Genomic DNA, 20,791 nt, shown 5'->3' with positions numbered 1-20,791 from the left:
GCCACAGGACCGTACGACCCGAGGAAGAAGACGACGGTCATGATCTCCCAGTCGGTCGTGGTGCCCGCCGGCGGCGAGTCGCTCGCGGGCGATGTCATGGTGCCGGCCTCGGCCCGGGCGGTGGTGCTGTTCGCGCACGGCAGCGGCAGCTCCCGACACAGCCCCCGCAACCGGATGGTCGCCGAACACCTGCGCTCTGCCGGACTCGGCACCGTGCTGATGGACCTGCTCACCGAACGCGAGGACCGCGAGGACGCCTGGACGCGGGAGCACCGCTTCGACATCCCGCTCCTGGGAAGCCGCGTGGCTGCCGTGATCGACTGGCTGGCGGGGCAGACCGACACCAGAGGACTGCCCGTGGTCCTGTTCGGCGCCAGCACCGGAGCGGCAGCGGCTCTGGTGGCCGCGGCGGAGCGGCCGGAGCGGGTTCTGACCGTGGTGTCGCGGGGCGGCCGGCCGGACCTGGCGGGCGATGCCCTGCCCTGTGTACGGGCCCCGGTCCTGCTCATCGTCGGTGGCCGGGACCAGGAGGTACTACGGCTGAACGAGGAGGCGGCCCGGCGGTTGCGGGTCCCGCACTCGCTGCGCGTGGTGCCCGGTGCCACCCACCTGTTCGAGGAGCCCGGCGCACTGGAGGAGGTCGCCGACGCGGCCAGGGACTGGTGCGAGGACCACCTCGGGTGAACCGTGCCTACTCTGGAGGTGTGGCTCGGTCCAACGACGAGGTCGCCGCGCTGCTGCACGAATACGCGGACCTGATCTCGATCACCGGAGGAGACGCGTTCAAGGCACGTGTCTACGAGAAGGCTGCCCGGGCGATCGGCGGCCACCACGCCGATGTGTCCACGCTCGACGTCAAGGGCCTCCAACAGATCCCCGGTGTCGGAAAATCGATCGCGGAGAAGGTCGTCGAGTACTTGCGCAGCGGCAGCGTGGCCGCGGTCGAGGAACTACGGGCGAAAATCCCCGCCGGTGTCCGGCGGCTGACGGCCATCCCCACGCTCGGTCCGAAGAAGGCGCTGACGCTGTACGAGGAGCTGGGCATCTCCTCGATCGACGAACTGGTCGATGCCATCCACGAAGGGAAGCTGCGCGATCTGAAGGGTTTCGGACCCAAGACGGAGGAGAACATCCTCCACGGCATCGCGCTGCTGCAAGCTTCCGGAGACCGGGCCCTGCTCGACGTCGCCATGGACCTGGCCGAGGACATCGTCTTCGAACTGTCCCGGGTGACCGGTTGCCGGCGGTGCACGTACGCCGGGTCGCTGCGCCGCGTTCGCGAGACGATCGGCGACATCGACATCCTGGCCGCGGCGCACGAATCGGCGCCCATCATGCGGGCGTTCACCGAGCTGCCGTACGTCACGGAGGTCATCGCGCGGGGCGAGACCAAGACGTCCATTCGTACGACCAAGGGCCTGGCCGTCGATCTGCGTGTCGTACCGCCGAATTCCTGGGGGGCCGCCCTGCAGTACTTCACCGGATCGAAGGCGCACAACATCCGCACCCGGGAACTGGCCGTGCACCAGGGGCTCAAGCTCTCCGAGTACGGACTGTTCGACGTCGAGAGCGGGGAGAAGATCGTTTCCGAGACGGAGGAGGCGGTGTACGCACGGCTCGGCCTGCCGTGGATTCCGCCACCGCTGCGCGAGGACCGCGGAGAGATCGAGGCCGGACTGCGCGGCGAGTTGCCCGACCTGGTGACGGAGGCGGACCTCCGGGGCGACCTGCACACGCACACCGACCTCACCGACGGCCTCGCGCCGCTCGAGGAGATGATCGCCGCGGCTGCCGAGCGCGGCTACGCGTACTACGCGATCACCGACCACGGACCGAACCTGTCCATGCAGCGGATGACCGACGAACGGATGCTGGCTCAGCGCGAACGCGTACAGGAGCTCGACGGCACATACGACACGCACGGCAGGCGCGGTGGCATGAGTCTGCTGCACGGCGTGGAGCTGAACATCGACCCCGACGGTCAAGTGGACTGGCCGGGGGAGTTCCTGGCCGGATTCGACCTGTGCGTGGCCTCGGTGCACTCGCACTTCAACCAGGGGCGCGCGGCGCTGACCCGGCGCATCGTACGTGCCTGCGAGAACCCTTACGTCAACATCATCGGCCACCCCACCACCCGCATCCTCGGCAAGCGGCCGGCCATCGACGTCGACCTCGACGCGGTCTTCGCCGCCTGCGCGCGTACCGGCACGGCCCTGGAGATCAACGCCCATCCGCACCGGCTCGACCTGCGCGACGAGGACATTCTGCGGGCCAGGCGGCACGGCGTGAAGTTCGCCATCGACAGCGATGCCCACTCCGTCCTCGACCTGGCCGCCATGCGGTACGGCGTGGGGACGGCGCAGCGTGGCTGGCTGACCAAGGACGACGTGATCAACACTTGGCCCCGGACACGGCTGTTGCGCTTCCTGCACAAGGGGCGGGCGAAGCGGCGCGCCGCGGCGTGACCGGGTTCGGGCCGGACGCCGCCCTGTGCCGCGGTGGTCGACGTCGACCTTCTCGTCCTTGGTGATCCGGGTGTCCCGCTCCAGGGTGGACACCCGGATGGTGACTGTCGGAAGAAGCCTTCCGTCCGACGGGCAGCCCGGCGCCAGTGCCTCCTTGTCCGATGTGGTGGCGCCCGGCGAACCGCGGCTTGTCAGCGCGCGCCGGTCCAGTTGTGAGCGACGTCCACCACGACACGGTCGTTCAACTGCAGGACCCGGAAGGGCAGTCGGGCGCGAACTCCGAGCCCGATCTGCGTCTCGCCCTCGAAGCTGCCCGCGAACCGAGTGTCCCTGAAGGTGCGGTACCCGGTGAGGTCCGTGCCCGGCAGGGGGCGACCGGCCCGCCCGGGGTAGGTGGGTGCGCCGGTCTCGGGGTCGTAGCCGGGCGCGGCCACGCGCACCTCGATGACGGCTCCGCCGCCGACAGGTATGAGGCGACCCGATCCGTCCTGGTAGAGGTGGTCGACATACCCGACCCAGTAGCCGAGGCCGTCGCCGCCGCCGGGGATGTCGAAGACCATCCGGTCGTAGCAGGCGTGGCGGCCGGTCCTGATGTCCGTCAGCGGCGCCGTCGTGGTCGAGGCGACCGTCTTGCCGAGGCTGCCCCAACCGGTGGGGCATGCCGTGGCCTGTGCGGTGGTGAGCGCGGCTCCGTCGGCCGGTACCGCCGCCATTCCCAGGGCAGCGCTCATGAGCACCAGCGTCACCCATGTTTTTCTGATTCGTCTCACTGTGTCCCCCAAGACAGCTATGTGACTGGTATCGACTGAGACAAGCGAGTTGGCCCAAAGGTTGCATTATTTCCGACAAGCCTGAACCTGATGTATGTGAGCGGCGCGGCATGATCGGGCCGAAGCGAGGAAGGGGTCACGTCCGGCAATCCCGGCCGCCCGCTGAATTCACCTCCGGTGGTGCGCACCCCTCATCCGCCGATCCCGCTCGGCGGCAGCGCAGAGAACTCGGCGGCAGCGCAGGGAAGTGGACACCGCAACCGCATCAGTGAGTTGTACCACTACGGCATGGGTGGCCATACGGCGAAGTCACGGCCTTTCCGGTAGGCGCCGGGAGCACTTCCGCAGGCTGCATGGGGGGCAGGGCGTCGGCCGGCCGGGCTCGCATTTCCATAACGAGGCGTCAGGTTTCCCAATTCCTGGTTGAATACCCAGGGTTACCGCTGTGTAGCGGAGAAGACTTGCTATCGTGCTACTCGTTGGTAGCAAGCTGAACGGGGGTCGCGAGGAGCCGGCGTACGCATCGCTGCTGCTCCTCGGACGGGTTGGCCGAGATGGACGGTCTGGCAAGGGGGCCAGGTGTCCGCGGCTTCAGCGCGTACGCATTACCCGGCCTTCGAACTCCAGTTCCCCTCGCTCATTGATCTGAACAGGTGAGACTCCTCATATGGCTCGTTCCCTGGTCGATTTGCTGACCGCGCATGCCTCGCAACAGCCCGACCGGACCGCCTACCGCTATCTCGTCACGGGTGACTGTGACGGAGAGATCCAGGACATCTCGTACGCCCGTCTGGCGAGCCGGTCCCGAGCCGTCGCCGCCTGGCTGCAGGAGCGCGGTCTGGCCGGCTCTCGCGCCCTGCTGCTGTACCCGCCCGGCCTTGAGTTCATCTGCGGCTACTTGGGCTGCCTTTCGGCCGGAGTCGTCGCCGTGCCGGGCGTGCCCCCACAAGGGCGCTCGCAGAACCATCGCGCCCTGATCCGTATGAAGCGCCTGATAGCCGACGCGGACGCCAAGGTGATCCTGGGCGGCCGTGAAGTGATAGCCGCCCTGGGCGCCATGGCGGAACACCTGCCCGAACTGGACGGCATCACCTGCGTCGCCACCGAGGACATCCCCGACGCGGCGGCCGACTCCTGGCGCGAACCCGACCTCACCGCCGACTCGGTCGCCTTCCTCCAGTACACCTCCGGCTCCACCTCCGCCCCGCGCGGCGTGATGGTGACCCACGGGAACCTGCTGGACAACGAGCGGTTCATCACCGAGCGGATGGGCCACACCACGGACACGATCGCGGAGTACGACCACGAACTGTTCGTCAGCTGGCTGCCCGTGTACCACGACATGGGTCTCATCGGCCCCGTCCTGAACACGGTCTACCTCGGCGTGACCGCCACGCTCTTCTCGCCGCTGCACTTCCTGCAGCAGCCCCAGCGCTGGCTGACCGCCCTCAGCCGCTACCGACCGCACACCAGCGGCGGCCCCAACTTCGCGTACGAGCTGTGCCTGAAGCACGCCACGCCCGACCTCCTCGACGAGCTCGACCTGAGCCGGTGGAAGGTCGCCTTCAACGGCGCCGAACCGGTGCGGGCCGCCACCCTGCGGCGGTTCACGGAGACCTTCGGTGAGGCCGGCTTCCGCCGCGAGGCCCTCTACCCCTGCTACGGCCTCGCCGAGGCCACCCTGATGGTCACCGGCAGCTCGGTGCAGGCCCCGCCCACCCTGATCGAGGCCGCCGAGACCGGACCGCACGCCGGCGCGGCGGACGCGGCGGCGGTCGGTTGCGGGCGGCCCGGCCCCGGCACGACCGTGGTGATCGCCGACCCCGAGCGGCAGGAGGAGCTGCCCGAGGGCGAGGTCGGGGAGATCTGGGTCGGCGGCGCGAGCGTCGCCAAGGGCTACTGGCGCAACGCCCTCGCCACCCGCGAGACCTTTCGGGCCACCCTCGAGGACCGCGAGGGCCGCTTCCTGCGGACCGGCGATCTCGGATTCCTGCGGGACGGCGAGCTGTTCGTCACCGGCCGCCTCAAGGACCTGATGGTCATCGACGGGCGCAACCACTACCCGCAGGACCTGGAGTTGTCCGCCGAGTTGACCCACTGGGCGCTGCGGCCCGGCTGCACCGCGGCTTTCTCCGTGGACGGCGGAGTCTGCGGCGAGCAGCCCGTCGTCGTCGCCGAGACGGCCCCCGAGGCGGCGGGCGAGAGCGAGAAGATCATCGACCTGATCCGCAGCGCGATCGGCGAGGCCCACGGCCTGGCGCTGCGCGACGTGGTGCTGGTCCACCCCGGCACCATCCCCAAGACGTCCAGCGGGAAGATCCAGCGCCGTGCCTCCCGGGCGGCGTACCTCGACGGCACCCTTTCGGTCGTCGGCGCCCCCGCCACGGGATGACGTCACCCGCTGCCGTCGGCGCGCGTCCGCGCCGACGGCGGTGCGACGGTCGTACGGGCCGTACCAGCCGTACGCCGCTTCCTCGGTCTGCGTCGCCCGAGTGCGCTGTGCGCCGCCCGAATCCACCGTACGTCGGCCCCAACAGCCGTACACCCACCAGGCGTACCCGCCGCATCGGCCGTACGGTATCCGCCTGAGCCCGAGTTCACGAGGACACCTGTCTAGATGCCTGCGAACGAGATGCCCGCGAACGAGACCCCGAAGCAGTTTCCCGAGATGTCCGTCACGACTCCCGAGGGGGCGCGGGACTGGCTGGCGTCGGCCGTCGCCGAGGCGGCCGGGCTCGACCCGTTGGCCGTCGACCCGGAGCGGCCGATCGCCGAATTCGGCCTCGGATCACGGCAGTTGGTGACGCTGGCGGCAGATCTCTCCGAACGGACCGGACGGCCGCTGGAGCCGTCTCTCGTCTTCGATCACCCCACGATCGCAGCGATCAGCGAGGCGGTCTTCGGCGAGCGGACCGCCGGTGCGGCGGCGGCGGACCCGGCGCCGGCCGACACGCCCGTACGGGCCGACGACGACATCGCGATCATCTCCCTGGCCTGCCGCTTTCCCGGCGGCGCCGACGACCCCGAGGCGCTGTGGCGGCTGCTGGCCGCGGGCGAGGACGCCATCACCGAGGTGCCCGCGGGCCGTTGGGACACCCAGGGGCTCTACGACCCCGACCCGGAGGCCAGCGGCAAGGCGTACACCTTGCGCGGCGGGTTCCTCTCCGACATCGACCGCTTCGACGCGCCCTTCTTCGGGATCTCGCCACGCGAGGCCGCGGCCATGGACCCGCAGCAGCGGCTCCTGCTGCAGACCAGCTGGGAGACGATCGAGCGCGCCGGGATCGTCCCTCGGGCGCTGAACGGCAGCTCCACGGGCGTCTACATCGGCCTGTACGACAGCGGGTACCTGGCCTCGGCCGGGCTGGGGCAGCTCGACGGGCACGTCGGTACGGGCTCGGCGTCCAGCGTGGCCTCCGGGCGCATCGCCTACACCCTCGGTCTCCAGGGCCCGGCGGTGACGGTCGACACCGCCTGCTCCTCCTCCCTCGTCGCCCTGCACCTGGCGGCGCGGGCGCTGGCGAGCGGCGAGTGCGACCTCGCGCTGGCCGGCGGCGCGACGCTGCTTGTGACGCCGCGCGGGCACGTCGAGTTCAGCCGGCTGCGCGGGCTGTCGCCGTCCGGGAGGTGCAGCCCGTTCTCGACCGACGCGGACGGTGTGGTGTGGGCCGAGGGGTGCGGTCTGGTGCTGCTCAAGCGGCTCGCCGACGCGCGCCGGGACGGCGACCGGGTCCTCGCGGTCGTCAAGGGGTCCGCGATCAACCAGGACGGGCGCAGCCAGGGCCTGAGCGCCCCCAACGGCCCCGCGCAGGAGCGGGTGTTGCGCGCCGCCCTCGACGCCGCCGGGCTCCGGCCGCAGGACCTGGACTACGTCGAGGCGCACGGCACGGGCACGCGGCTCGGCGACCCCATCGAGGGGCGGGCGTTGGCCGCCGTCTTCGGACCGGGACGCCCGGCCGACCGGCCGCTCGGCGTCGGCTCCCTGAAGTCGAACATCGGTCACACCCAGGCCGCGGCGGGCATCGGCGGCGTCATCAAGACGGTGCTGGCATTCAGCCACGAACTGCTCCCGGCCTCGCTGCACGCCCAGACCCCGACCGAGCACGTCGACTGGGCGGACAGCGGCCTCCGCGTGCACAGCAGCGCCCGGGGGTGGCCGCGGGGCGACCACAGGGTGCGGCGGGCCGGGGTGAGCGCGTTCGGGATCAGCGGCACGAACGCTCACGTGGTGCTGGAGGAGGCGCCGGAGGACCTGGCACGGACGGTCGCCGAGCGGCGGCCCGCCCCACAGTCGACCGCTGGGGAGACCGGGCAGGGGCGGGCCGGAGAGCGGGCTGCCGGGCCGGGTCGGGTCGACGGGCGGAGTGTTGTGCCTGAGCCGGCCGAACCGTTGCTTGTCGAGTTGGGTCAGGCCGGAGAGCGGGCTGCCGGGCCGGGTCGGGTCGACGGGCGGAGTGTTGTGCTTGAGCCGGCCGAACCGTTGCTTGTCGAGTTGGGTCAGGCCGAGGCGCGGGCTGCCGGGCCGGGGCACGCGGAACAGCAGACGGATGAGGCGCAGCACTGCAAGCAGCTGGCCGCCGAGCCGGCGCGAGCCGAAGAGCGGAGCAGCGAGCCGAAGCACTCGCAACAGCCGCGGCCCGAGGAGCTGCGGCCCGAGGAGCCGCGGTCCGAAGAGCCGCGGACGCAAGAGCCGCAGGCCGTACGGCTGCGGTCCGAAGAGCCGCAGCCCGAACGGCCGCAGCCCGAAGGGCCCACCGCCGAGCGGTCCACGAAGACCCTCTTCCCGCTCTCCGCCCGCACCCTCCCCGCCCTCCAGGGGCAGGCGGGCCGACTCGCCGAAGCGCTCGCGGCACAGCCGCAGTTGCCGCTGTCCGGCGTGGCAGCGACGCTGGCCCACCACCGTACGCACTTCGAGCAGCGAGCCGTCGTCCAGGCCGGGGGCCGCGACGAATTGCTCACCGCGCTCCACGGTCTCGCCGAGGGACAGCCCGACGCCGACCTCATCGTCGGCCCCCAACAGACGCTCCTCGCCGGCAAGTTGGCCTTCGTCTTCCCCGGCCAGGGCTCCCAGTGGACCGGCATGGCGCGCGATCTCCTCGACAGCTCCCCGGTGTTCGCGGACGAACTGGACCGCTGCGACGCCGCGCTGCGCCCGTACACCATCTGGTCGGTGACGGCCGTCCTGCGCGACGACGCGAGCGCCCCGTCCCTGGACCGCGTGGAAGTCGTCCAGCCGGTCCTCTTCGCCGTGATGGTGTCCCTGGCCGCGGTGTGGCGGGCCCGGGGCGTACGCCCGGACGCCGTGATCGGGCACAGCCAGGGAGAGGTCGCCGCGGCCTGTGTCGCCGGGGCGCTCAGCCTCAACGACGCGGCGGCCGTGGTCGCCCTGCGCAGCCGGGCCCTGACCGAGCTGTCCGGCTCCGGCACCATGGCGGTCGTCGCTCTGCCGCACACCGCGCTCGAGGCGCGCCTTGCCGCATACGACGGCCGGGTCTCGGTCGCCGCCGTGAACAGCGGCCGCTCGACGGTGCTCGCCGGTGATGTGGAACCGCTGGAAGCCCTGCTCGCCGATCTCGACCGGCAGCAGGTGTTCGCCCGCCGCCTCGACGTCGACTACGCCTCCCACAGTGCCCAGGTCGAGCCGGTCCGCGCGACGATCCTCGACGAACTCGACGGCGTCATCACGTACCCGACCTCCGTCGCCTGGTACTCGACCGTCACCGGCGAGCCGGTCACCGAGGAGCTGGAGGCCGACTACTGGTACGCCAACCTCCGCGAACCCGTCCGCTTCGCGTCCGCCGTGGAGCGCATGACGGCCGACGGATACCGCCACTTCGTCGAACTCGGCCCCCACCCGTCACTGCTCACCGCACTCCGCACCGTCGCCGAGGACGCCGGCCACGACGACCTGGTAGCCGTCGGATCGCTCCGTCGCGACGAGGACGGCCCCGCCTGCCTGGACCGCGCCGCCGCCGAACTCCACATCCATGGACGGCAGATCGACTGGCGCCGCCTGGTCGCCGACGCCGAACCGGCGGATCTGCCGACGTACGCCTGGGACCCGCAGCGCTACTGGACCGAGCCCGATTCAGCCGCCGGCGCTTCCGTTCTCTTCGACCGTTCCGCACACCCGCTGCTCGGTGTCCAGTTGCAGTCCGCGGACGACACTCGCTGGACCTTCCGCAACGAGTGGTCCGCGGCCACCGCCGACTGGCTGCCCGACCACACCGTCTTCGGACGGACCGTGGTGTCGGGCACCACTTTGATGGAGCTGTGCCGCGCCGCGCTGGCCGTGGCCCGCCCGGACGGTCAGGGTGATGTCACCGACCTGCTGCTCCTCGCGCCACTCACCCTGCCCGAGTCCGGCACGGCCGAGGTGTCCGTCGAGGTGGTGACCGCCGGTCCCGTACCGGAGATCACCGTGCACAGCCGTCCGCGCGGAGCCGAGGCCGCGGGCTGGACCCTGCACGCCACCGCGTCGGCGGCCGAGCCCGCCCCGGTGACGGCCGGGCAGCCGCCGCTGTGGCCGGAGGCCGCCGAACCGGCCTGGAGCGAGGAGACGTACGAGCGGCTCACCGGGCTCGGCCTCGGCTACGGCCCGGCCTTCCAGGGCGTACGGTCGGCGGTCGCGGCCGGCGACGGCGAGCTGGTGGCCCGGCTCTCGTTGCCGGCCGTGGCCCGCGACGCGGCGGACCCGTACCCGGTCCACCCGGCGCTGCTGGACGCCGCGCTGCACGTGAGCGCCGCGTTCGACGCATCCGACGGCCGGGTGCTGCTGCCGGTCTCGGTGGGTCGCTGCGTCCTGCCGCCCGGCGGCGCGACCGAACTCACCGCGCTCGTACGGCGATCGGGCGGCTCCGGGACGGACCTCACCCTGGACGTGACGCTGTGGGACGCGGACGGTCTCCTGGCGGGTCGACTGGAGGGCGTACGGCTGCGGGCCGCGGATCCGGCGGACCTGAACGGCGTCTCGGAGAACGGCAGGCACCTGTACGAGGTCGTCTGGACGGCCGCGCCCGAGACGCCCACCGGGGCGCCGGGTACCGAGTGGGCCGTCGTCGGCGACCGCTCGGACGCCGAGGTCATTGCAGCCCTGCGAGGCCTTGAGGCGGCGGGGGTCCAGGTGCACGAGACGGGCACCGACGTCCTCGTCCGGTTCTGGCCGCGTCCGGCGTTGGATGCCGAACCAGCCACCGCGGCAAAGGAGTTGGCGGCAACGGCACTGGCCGAGCTGCAAACCCTGATCGCGCTCCCGGAGGGCGGGGCACCGGGCCGGACCGTTTGGGTGACCCGCGGAGCGGTCGCGGCCGGCGACCGGGACACGGTGCCCGGTCTGGCCCAGTCGGTGCTGTGGGGCCTGGCCCGCAGCATGCGCACCGAACACCCGGACCTCGGCCTGACCCTGCTCGACCTCGACGGTACCGAGCCCGCGGGCGCTCTGCCGACCGCCCTCGCCTACACCGACGAGCCCGAACTCGCCTGCAGGGCAGGTGCGTTGCTCGTCCCGCGGCTGGTGCGCGCCCGCGCCGCGGATGCTCTGCGGATCCCGGCAGGGGACCACTACGAGCTGGCCGGCCTCCCGGCGGAGCCGACACTTCGCGCGGTGGCGGCCCAGGCCGCCGTGGCACCTGGCCAGGTGAGGATCCAGGTGCACGCGTTCGCTGTGCACCCCGCCTCGGCCGGTGTCCCTGGTGGCAGGACACTGTGCGCCGGTGTGCTCACCGAGGTGGGGGCCGACGTCGAGGGATTCGCCCCCGGTCTGCGGGTTGTCGCCCTCACCGACAGCGCGCCCGGCTCCGAGGCGGTCGCCGACGCGCTGCTGGTCGCGGTGCTCCGGGACGACGTACCGTTCACCGCCGCGGCTGCCCTGCCCCTCGCCCTCACTGCCACGGCGGAGCGTGGACAGCTCGGGGCGGCCCTGCGCGAGGCCGTCGGCGCCGGGCAGCCGCGTCCCGCGCACACCCCATGCCTTCCCGTCACGGCTGCCCGCGAGGCGATGCGCCGGGCCCTCGCGTCCGGCAGCCCCGTCGTCCTCGATCTGGTGAGCCGCCCCGCCCCGGTGCCCACCGACGGCACGGTGCTGATCACCGGAGGTCTGGGCGCGGTGGGCCGGCACATCGCCCGGCTCCTCGCCGAACACGGCGTCCCGCGCCTGCTGCTGACGTCCCGTCGGGGGCTGGGTGACCCGCGTGCCGCGGACGTCACCGCGGAACTGACCGCGCTCGGCGCCGAGGTCGAGGTGGTGGCGTGCGACATCGCGGACGCGGCGGCCGTGGCCGGCGTACTGGGTGGTATCGGCGACGAGTTGCCGCTGCGCGGCGTCGTGCACTGTGCCGGCATCCTGGCCGACGGGGTGGTCGCCGAGCTGACGCCCGAACGCCTCGCAGAGGTGCTGCGGCCCAAGGTCGACGGCGCCGCCCACCTGCACCGGCTCACCGCCGACACACCGCTCGACCTCTTCCTGCTGATCTCCTCGGCCGCAGGCGTCGTCGGCAACGCGGGTCAGAGCAACTACGCCGCGGCCAACGTCTTCCTCGACCAACTGGCCCACCATCGGCGCTCCATGGGCCTGCCCGGAGTCTCGGTCTCCTTCGGTGCCTGGGCGGGCGAGGGCCTCGCCGCCGAACACGCCGACCTGGAGCGGATGGCCCGCCTCGGCCACCGCGCGCTCACCCCCGACCAGGGTCGCGACCTCGTCGAACGCTCCTTGCGGCGGGGCGCACCGCACCTGGTCGCCTGGGCGCTGGACCTGCCCCGCCTGCGAGACAACCCGGCCACCACCGGAGGTACTTCCGCGGCCCTGTGGCGCTCGCTGCTGCCCGCGCCCCGCACCGGCCGGGACGGCGGCGACGGCCTGGCCGACCGCCTGGCCCGGCTGCCGGAGGCCGAACGCGCCGAACGCGTCCTGGCCCTCGTCCGAGACGAGGCCTCCCGCGCCCTCGGCCTGCCCTCGGCGGAATCCGTCCGCCCCGACCAGCCGCTGCGCGAACTCGGCATGGACTCGGTGACGGCGGTCGAACTCCGCAACCGCATCGGCACCCGCATCGGCGCCAGGCTCCCCGCCACCCTGCTGTTCGACCACCCCACCCCGACCAGGCTCGCCGCGTACCTGCTGACCACCGCGCTCTCGACGGGCGGCCGTACGACCGGTCGAACCACCCCCGACACACAGCCGACCCGTACGACGGTGTCGGCGTCCGACGAGCCGGTGGCCCTGGTGGCCATGGCATGCCGGCTGCCCGGCGGCGTGAGCGATCCCGACGGCCTGTGGCGCCTGGTGGCGCAGGGCCGTGACGCGGTGGGTCCGTTCCCGGCGGGACGCTGGGACGTGGAGTCGCTGTACGACCCCGACCCGGAAGCCCTGGGCAAGTCGTACGCCCGGGAAGGTGGCTTCCTGGAGGACCTGGAGTCCTTCGACGCGGGCTTCTTCGGGATCACTCCGAAGGAAGCGGCAGCCATGGACCCGCAGCAGCGCCTGCTGCTGGAGACGGCGTGGGAGGCGCTGGAGCGCGCCGGGATCGTGCCCGCCGAGCTGGCGGGGAGCACCACCGGTGTGTACGTCGGTATGTTCGGCAGCGACTACCTGTCGGGCTCCCGGCTCGACCAGTTGGACGGATACGTCGGTACGGGGTCGGCGCTGAGCGTGGCCTCCGGCCGGCTGGCCTACGTGCTGGGGCTGGGCGGCCCGGCGTTGACGGTGGACACGGCGTGCTCGTCGTCGCTGGTGGCGCTGCACCTGGCGGCGCAGGCGCTGCGGTCGGGCGAGTGCGACCTGGCGCTCGCCGGTGGCGTGACGCTGATGGTCACACCGCAGACCTTCGTGGAGTTCAGCCGTCTGCGCGGGTTGTCCCCGACCGGCCGCTGCCGCTCCTTCTCCGACGGCGCCGACGGTGCCATCTGGGCCGAGGGCGCGGGCATGGTCGTACTGAAGCGGCTGAGCGACGCGCGGCGTGACGGTGACGAGGTGCTGGCCGTGCTGCGCGGCACGGCCGTCAACCAGGACGGCCGCAGCCAGGGGCTGTCCGCGCCGAACGGACCGGCTCAGGAGCAGGTGATCCGGCGGGCGCTGGAGCTGTCCGGGCTCGGCCCGGCCGACATCGACTACGTCGAGGCGCACGGGACGGGCACGACGCTGGGCGACCCGATCGAGGCGAACGCCCTCTCGGAGGTCTTCGGTGACTCTCGACCGCCCGGTCTCCCGCTGTATCTGGGATCGCTGAAGTCCAACATCGGGCACGCGCAGGCCGCTTCGGGTGTGCTCGGGCTGATGAAGGTGGTGCAGTCGCTGCGCCGGGAGGCCCTGCCGCGCACCCTGCATGCCGAGACACCCAGTCGCCACGTCGACTGGGCGGGCAGCGGGCTCCAGCTGCTGCAGGAGCCGGTCGCCTGGCCGTCGTCGCGGGAGCGCATACGGCGGGCCGGCGTGAGCGCCTTCGGGATCAGCGGAACCAACGCGCATCTGATCGTGGAGGAGGCGCCGCCGCCGGTCGAGGCAGAGCCCGAGGGTGAACTCCCGCCCGGGAAGCGGCTCTTCGTCCTGTCCGGACGGAGCGAGACCGCGGTCCGGGGGCAGGCCGCCCGGCTGGCCGAGCACCTGAGCGACGACGTCGCCGCCCTGCCGGACATCGCCCACTCCCTCGCACGGCACCGCAGCCACTTCGAGCGGCGCGCCGCGGTCGTGGCGGGCGACCCCGACGAACTGCACGCCGTGCTGGACGCGTTGGCGACCGGACGGAAGCAGGTGGCGCCGCCGCGCGAGGAGCAGACCGGCAAGGTGGCCTTCGTCTTCGCGGGGCACGGCGGGCAATGGCCGGGCATGGGCCTGGAGTTGCTGGCCGACTCCGAGCCCTTCCGGGAAGAGCTGGCCCGCGTCGACGAGGCGGTACGGCGGCACGTCGGCTGGTCGGTGCTCAATGTGCTGCGGGCGCCGGAGGAGTTCTCCCCGCTCGACCGGACCGAGTACCTGCAGCCGGTGCTGTTCGCGGTCAACGCGGCGCTCGCCGCCGCCTGGCGTGCGCTCGGCATCGCCCCGGACGCCGTGGTGGGGCACAGCCTGGGCGAGATCGCCGCCGCGTACTGCGTGGGCGCCCTCACCCTGGACGAGGCCGTGACGGTGGTGACCGGGCGCGCCCAGGCGGTCGTACCGCTGGTCGGGCACGGCGGAATGCTGGCCGTGGAGCTGCCGCGCACGACGGTCGAGGAGTTGCTCGCTCCTTACCCGGACCGGCTGTTCGTCGCCGCGGTCAACAGCGCGAATTCCACGGCCGTTTCCGGCGAGACCGATGCGCTGGCCGAGCTGCGGCAGCACCTGGAGGAGCGGGAAGTTCCCGTCCGACGGCTCTCGACGGCGTTCGCTTCGCACACTCCGTTGATGGACCCGCTCCGCGACGAACTCCTCGAACGTTTCTCCGGCGTCCGGGGCAGGCGGACGCCGACCCCGCTGTACTCGGCGGTGCTGGCCGAACCGGTGTCCGGCGACCGCCTGGATGGCGCGTACTGGTTCGCCAACCTCGGGCGACCCGTTCGTTTCGCGGACGCGATCCGACGGATGCTGGACGACGGTTACCGCTACTTCGTGGAGTTGAGCCCGCACCCCTCGCTCATCCCGTCGATCGAGGCGGTCGCCGCCGAGGCCGGGATCGACGCGGTCGGCGTCGGCTCGCTGCGCCGGCAGCAGGACGGGCGCGACGTTCTCCTGCACAGGCTGGGGGAGTTGTACGAGGCCGGACACACGCCCGACTGGTCGGCGGTGTTCCCCGAGGGGCGCCGGGTCGACCTGCCCACCTACGCCTTCGCCCGCGAACGCCACTGGCTCGCGCCCGCCCCGGCCACCGCGTCGGGCACGTCGCCGCTCCTCGGCACGCACATCGAGGCCAGCGACGAGCCCGAACGGCACACCTTCCAGAGCGACATCGACCTGCACGACAGCCGTTTCGCCTATCTCATGGACCACCGGGTCACCGGCGAGGTCTGGCTGCCCGGCGCCGCCTTCCTCGGTATGGCGCTGGAGGGCGCGTCCACGCTTCACGACGGCGGCGAAGTGCGGCTGGCCGACGTCAGGTTCCTCCAGCCGCTGCGGCTGGACGCGGACCGGCCCGTACGGCTGCAACTCGTCCTGCGGCCCGCCGAGGACGGCTTCAGGGACTTCACGATCGCTTCGGCTGCCGTGGGGGAGCGGGGTACGCGGTGGCAGCGGCACGCCGTCGGACGGGTCGCCGTCGGCCCCGTGGAATCCGTGGTCGATGCACGGTTCGCAGCGCTGCGCGAACAGTGCACGGAAGAGGTCGACCTCTCGGGCGTCTACGGCCGACTCGCCGCCCTCGGCATCGACTACGGCCCCGCCTTCCGCGGCCTCGAAGCGGGCCACCGCGCGGCCTCCGCGGCGCTCGGCCGGCTGGCCGACAAGCCGGCCGCCGGCCACCTGCTGCACCCCGCGGTCCTCGACGCCGCCTTCCACGCGGCGGCCCTGCCGGGCTACGCGCCCGAGGGCCGTGCGTTCGTGCCGGCCGGGGTCGGCCGGCTCCGCTTCACCGGACTGCGCACCACCCCCGCGTGGGTGACCTGCGCACTGCGGTCCGTGGACGGTGACACGGCGACTTTGGACCTGCGGCTCTGGGACGAGAACGAACAACTGGTCCTGGAGGCCGAGGAGTTCGAACTGGCCGCGCTCTCCCCGCTGGACGGCGCGCTCTTCGAGACCGGCTGGCAGCCGCGCCCGGACGCGCACGCGCGGCCCGCGGAGGGCCGTTGGCTGATCCTGGCCGACGAGACGGGAGTGGCCGCCGAACTCGCCGAGCGGTTGGGCTCGTCGATGCCGCACGTGATCGCCCGCAGGGGCGAGGAATTCGGCCTGGAGGGCCCCGGCCGGTACGTCCTCGACCCGACCGATCCCCGGCACCTGGCCCGGCTCTTCGACGAGGCGTTCACGGACGGGCTGCCCGAGCGAGTGGTCCAGCTGTCCGCCCTCGACGCCCCGGCGATCGCGGATGCCCGTACGGCCGAGGAGGCGGCAGGACTGTGCTGCCTCACCACCCTGCACCTGGTGCGGACGCTCGCCGACCGCCCCCAAGGCCGAGCTCCCCGCCTGTTCGTGGTCGCCCGCGGCAGCCAGGCCGCCGGTGACAGCACGCAGGTGACGCACCCGCAGCAAGCGCTCGCCTGGGGCTTCGGTCTCGCGGTGGCCCAGGAGTACCCGGAGCTGTCGACGACACTGATCGACCTGCCGGCCACCGACGGCGTCGACGCGCTGTGGACCCAGCTGCGGCACGCCGACGACGAACGGCTGGTCGCGCTGCGGGAGTCGGGCCGCCTGGTGCCGCGTCTGGTCCGCACCCGCCCGGAGGACGGCGGTCACGACCGGATCACCCCGGACGGCGTTCACCTGATCACCGGCGGTCTGGGCGGCCTCGGCCGCGTCGTCGCCGAACGGCTGGTGCGTCGCGGCGCCCGCCGACTGGCCCTGATGAGCCGGGGTACGCCCGACGCGGACACCGCCGACTGGATCAGGAGCCTCCAAGAGCGCGGCGTGAGCGTGCACTTGGCGCGCGCCGACGTCGCCGACCGGGACGGTCTGACGGCTGCCCTGGACGCCGTACGCCGTGAAGCCGGCCCCATCGCCGGAATCGTCCACGCGGCCGGCGTCCTCGACGACGCCACCGTGGCGAACCTGACGGACGAACGCGTCCTGCGTGTCCTCGCCCCCAAGGTCCTCGGCACCGCGCTGCTCACGGAGCTGATCCCGGAAGCCGGAAGCCTGGTCCTCTTCGCCTCGGCGGCCGGCCTTCTCGGCTCGGCCGGGCAGAGCCCGTACTCGGCGGCGAACGCCTTCCTCGACGCCTGGGCACACCACCTCGCCCGCGCCGACCGCCGGGCGCTGAGCCTGGACTGGGGCGCCTGGGAGGGCGTCGGCATGGTCGCCGAGTCCGGCACCCGGGCCGCCGAGACCAGCCGGTCGGGACTGGTCGCGTTCTCCCCGCAGGACGGTGGCGAACTGTTCGATCGGGTGCTGACCACCTCCCGCCGCCAGCTCGCGCCCATCTCCCTGGACTGGGAGATGCTGGCCCTCGACCCGGACGCGGTGCGCACCCGCCCGATCCTGGGCGACCTCGTCGCTGTCCCGGTGGGCGCTGCGGACTCCGACGGCCTCGTCAAGAAGGTGTTCGCCGCGACGACGGACCAGGACCGCGCCGAGTGGCTCGAAGCGTACGTAAGGGCCAGGGTCGGCGAGGTCTCCGGAGGAGTCGTGGACGTCTTCGCGACCTCGGCCCTGAAGGAACTGGGCCTGGACTCCCTGATGCTCGTGCGCCTGCGCAACGCCTTCGCCCGCGAGCTGGGTGTCGAGCTCCCCGCCGCCACCGTGTTCTCGGCGTCCGACATCCGCGGCCTCGCGCGGTCCCTGGGCGAGGCGCTCCCCGAGCGGAACACCGAGACGCCGGGGGAGGAGCGGCCCCGGGCCGTCGTCGAGGTGCCGGAGAGCGAACTGCGGCCCGCCACCCGCGATGTCGTACGGCTGCTGCGCAGCGCCCAGCCCGGCATGCCGGACGCGGCGCACGGCGTCGGCCTGGCCGTACGGCTCGTCACGCCGACCACCCGAGAGGCGTTCACCGACATCCTCACCCGGCTCGCAGGACGGCACGCGGCCCTGCGCACGGCGATCGTCGACGGTGCTGAAAGCGGGCGGCAGTTGCGGGTGGAGCGGGACCCGGCGCGGCCGGTCCTCGGCTGGACGACCGCAGAGGGCGAACTCGACGCCGCCGAGGCGCTGTGCCGGCTGCTGGAGCCGCCGTTCGATCTGGCGAAACCGTCGCTGTGGCGGTTCGAGCTGCTCGACGGCGGTGCGCAGGGCCAGATCCTGGTGTTCGGCGCGCACCACGCGGTGAGCGATCTGCAGTCGCTGCTGCTGGTGGCGGGGGAGATCGACGCCGAGCTGTCCGGCACCTCGCTCGGCGACGACGTGACGAACCGCGACATCCATCTGTTGATCGAGGCCCAGCAGACGGGCGAGGCCCACGGCCCGGGAGCCGGCGCGGCCGAGTGGCGCGAGGCTTTCCACGGCAGCGCGCGTCTCGACCTGACGCTCGCCCGGCCGCGCCCGGCGGCGCGTTCCTACCGGGCCGGCAGTGTGACCGTGGCGATTCCCGACGGGCTCATGGAGCGGGTCTCGGCGGCCGCGAGCGGGCTCGCCATCACGCCCGCCGCCTTCTGTCTCGGCACCCTGACCGTGCTGCTGGCGCGGAAGCGCGAGCGGGAGCGGTTCGTGCTCGCCGTGCCCGTGGACACCCGCATCCACGCCGAGGCGTACGACGCGGTGGGCTTCTTCGGAGTGCCGGTGCCGTTCCCGGCGGAGGCCCGGCCCGGCGAGCGGATCGAGGAGGTGCTGCGCCGCACCGACGGCCGACTCGACCGGGTCCTCGCCAAGGGCGCCATGTTCTCGGACGTGCTGTCGACGCTGGCCCAGCAGGGGCTGTACCGCGTCAACGCACCGCTGGTGGAGGTGTACTTCAACTACGTACGCTCCTCGGCGGGCCGCCTCACCCACCTCGAGGTGCTGCCGGCCGGGACGGGCTACACCGACCTGGACCTGATGATCACCATGACCCCGGACGCGGGCCGGATCCGCCTCGACCACAATCTCGACATCCTGGACGAGGAGACCTCCACCGAACTGGGGGAGGAGTTCCTGCGGCTGCTCGCGGAGGCGGTCGAGGATCCGAGGGCGGCGGTCCGTACCACGGTCGAGGCCGCCCCGGTCGTGGCTGAAGCCCGGACCGAGGTCGAAGCTCGGGCCAAGGCCGAAGCCGCCCCGGTCGAAGCCGCCCCGGTCGAGGCCACCCCGGTCGAGGCCGCCCCGGTCGTAGCTGAAGCCCGGACCGAGGTCGAAGCTCGGGCCAAGGCCGAAGCCCCGACCGCCGACGAGCCCGCTGCCGCCGCGCACCCCTCGCTCGCCCTCGCCGCCACCTTCGCCCTCGGCAACCTCCCACCGCTCTGCGAGGCGGCGGCCAACGAGGGGGCGCAGGAGGGTGGTCTGACGGTCGCGGAAGCCCCGTATCACCAAGTGCTCGCCGGCCTGCGCGACCCCTCCGGCGTCTTCGCCGACCCCACCACGGCGGCGGGCGTGGTGCTGTTGCGGGCGGTGGACCTGCAACGGTTCGGCCCGGTGGACGACGCGCTGCTCGCCGAGTTGCGCACCGAGTACCCGGCAGCGCTGAGGGCCCTGTCCGAACGGACCCGCAAGCCGCTGATCGTCGGCTTCCTGCCGTCCGGACGGCAGGAGGAGCGGCTCGTGCGCTGGGAGCGCGAGATCGCCGCCGAACTGGCCGAGTCGCCCGGCATCGCGGTGCTCCGCCCCGACGACTGGACGCGCCATCACGCCGTCGAGAATCCCTTCGACGAGCGGACCGAGCGGCTGGCCCACCTCCCCTTCACCTCGCGCTTCCAGGCGGCGGTGGCGCTGCGACTGGCCGAGGTCGTACGAGCGGTCCGACGGCCCGCGCCGAAGGTGATCGCGGTGGACGGCGACGAGACCCTGTGGGGCGGGGTCGCCGGGGAGATCGGCCCGCAGGCGGTGGACCTGACCGGTCCGCGGGCCCTGCTGGCGCGGAGGCTGCTGCAGTGGCGTGCTGCGGGCGCGCTGCTGGCGCTGGTCAGCAACAACGACGAGGACACGGTCCGAGCCGTTCTGGAGCGCCCCGACAGCCTCCTGAAGGCGGAGCATTTCAGCGTGCTCTCCGCCACCTGGGGCCCCAAATCCGGCCGCCTGGCCGAGGCGGCGCACACGCTCAACCTCGGGCTGGACAGCTTCCTGTTCCTGGACGACAACCCGGTCGAGATCGGTGCAGTGCGGTCGGCGTTGCCGCAGGTGCTGTCGGTTACCTGCCCGCCGACGGCCGAACTGGCGGAGTTCCTGGGCCGGTTGTGGCCGCTGGTCCCGGCGGCGGCGACGGCCGAGGACGCGCTGCGGGCGGGGTTCTACGCGCAGGAGCGGGAACGGGACGCCGTACGCGAACAGGCCGGTTTCGAGGAGTTCCTCGCCGAGTTGGAGCTGGAGGTCGACATCCGGGCGCTGTCCGGGGCCGATGTCCAGCGGGCGGATCAACTCGTCCGCCGTACGAACCAGTTCACCCTCTGCGCCAGGTCGGCCGACGGCGGCGACCTCGCCCGGTGGCGGGAGCGCGGTGAGGTGTGGACGGCCGCGGCCCGGGACCGCTTCGGCGACTACGGCCAGATCGGTCTGCTCGCCGTCCGCCCGGACGGCGACCAACTCGACGTACTGGCCTGGCTGATGAGCTGCCGGGCGCTCGGGCGAGGCGTCGAGGAACGCCTGTTGCAGTGGCTGGCGGACCGCGCGGACGAGCTGGGCTGCGCCAAGGTCCGGCTGACGGCGGAGCGCACCCCGCGAAACGTACCGGCTCGTCGTCTGCTCGCCGCCCTCGGCGGCGGAGACCAGGACGACGAGCGCCTGGAGAGCGTGGTCACACCCGAACACCTGCGGACATTCCGTTCCTGGCAGCGCCAGTGACCGGCCGGCTTCGGCCGACGGCAGCAATGAGCGAGAGG

Annotated in this window: 5 protein-coding genes; 4 read left to right on the top strand and 1 reads right to left on the bottom strand. The window is 72.7% G+C overall.

The annotated features are described in order from the left end of the window. Positions 1-39 precede the first annotated feature (39 nt). Both OG390_RS06355 and polX read left to right on the top strand, forming a co-directional pair. Positions 40-684 carry a dienelactone hydrolase family protein gene (locus OG390_RS06355; protein WP_406165703.1) on the top strand — a complete coding sequence of 215 codons (645 nt, stop codon included), beginning with the start codon at positions 40-42 and terminating at the stop codon, positions 682-684. Positions 685-704: 20 nt separating this feature from the next. Beyond that, the gene (gene polX / locus OG390_RS06350; RefSeq protein WP_406165701.1) at positions 705-2,465 is read left to right on the top strand and encodes a DNA polymerase/3'-5' exonuclease PolX; all 1,761 of its coding nucleotides are present in this window, start codon (positions 705-707) and stop codon (positions 2,463-2,465) included. A gap of 191 nt (positions 2,466-2,656) precedes the next feature. Here polX and OG390_RS06345 read toward each other — a convergent pair whose 3' ends face one another. Next, positions 2,657-3,196 (bottom strand): hypothetical protein, encoded by a 540-nt coding sequence (locus OG390_RS06345; RefSeq protein ID WP_406165699.1) that lies wholly within the window; start codon positions 3,194-3,196, stop codon positions 2,657-2,659. Positions 3,197-3,902: 706 nt separating this feature from the next. On the opposite strand from OG390_RS06345, the gene OG390_RS06340 reads away from it, so the two are divergent. Both OG390_RS06340 and OG390_RS06335 read left to right on the top strand, forming a co-directional pair. After that, positions 3,903-5,627 (top strand): fatty acyl-AMP ligase, encoded by a 1,725-nt coding sequence (locus OG390_RS06340; RefSeq protein ID WP_406165697.1) that lies wholly within the window; start codon positions 3,903-3,905, stop codon positions 5,625-5,627. 225 nt (positions 5,628-5,852) lie between these two features. Beyond that, the gene (locus OG390_RS06335) at positions 5,853-20,753 is read left to right on the top strand and encodes an SDR family NAD(P)-dependent oxidoreductase (protein WP_406165695.1); all 14,901 of its coding nucleotides are present in this window, start codon (positions 5,853-5,855) and stop codon (positions 20,751-20,753) included. Positions 20,754-20,791 lie beyond the last annotated feature (38 nt).

The organism is Streptomyces sp. NBC_00996 (genome assembly GCF_045162675.1).
GTDB lineage: Bacteria > Actinomycetota > Actinomycetes > Streptomycetales > Streptomycetaceae > Streptomyces.
The sequence above is the reverse complement of the archived record's forward strand: the minus strand, read 5'-3'. Positions and strand labels throughout refer to the sequence as shown.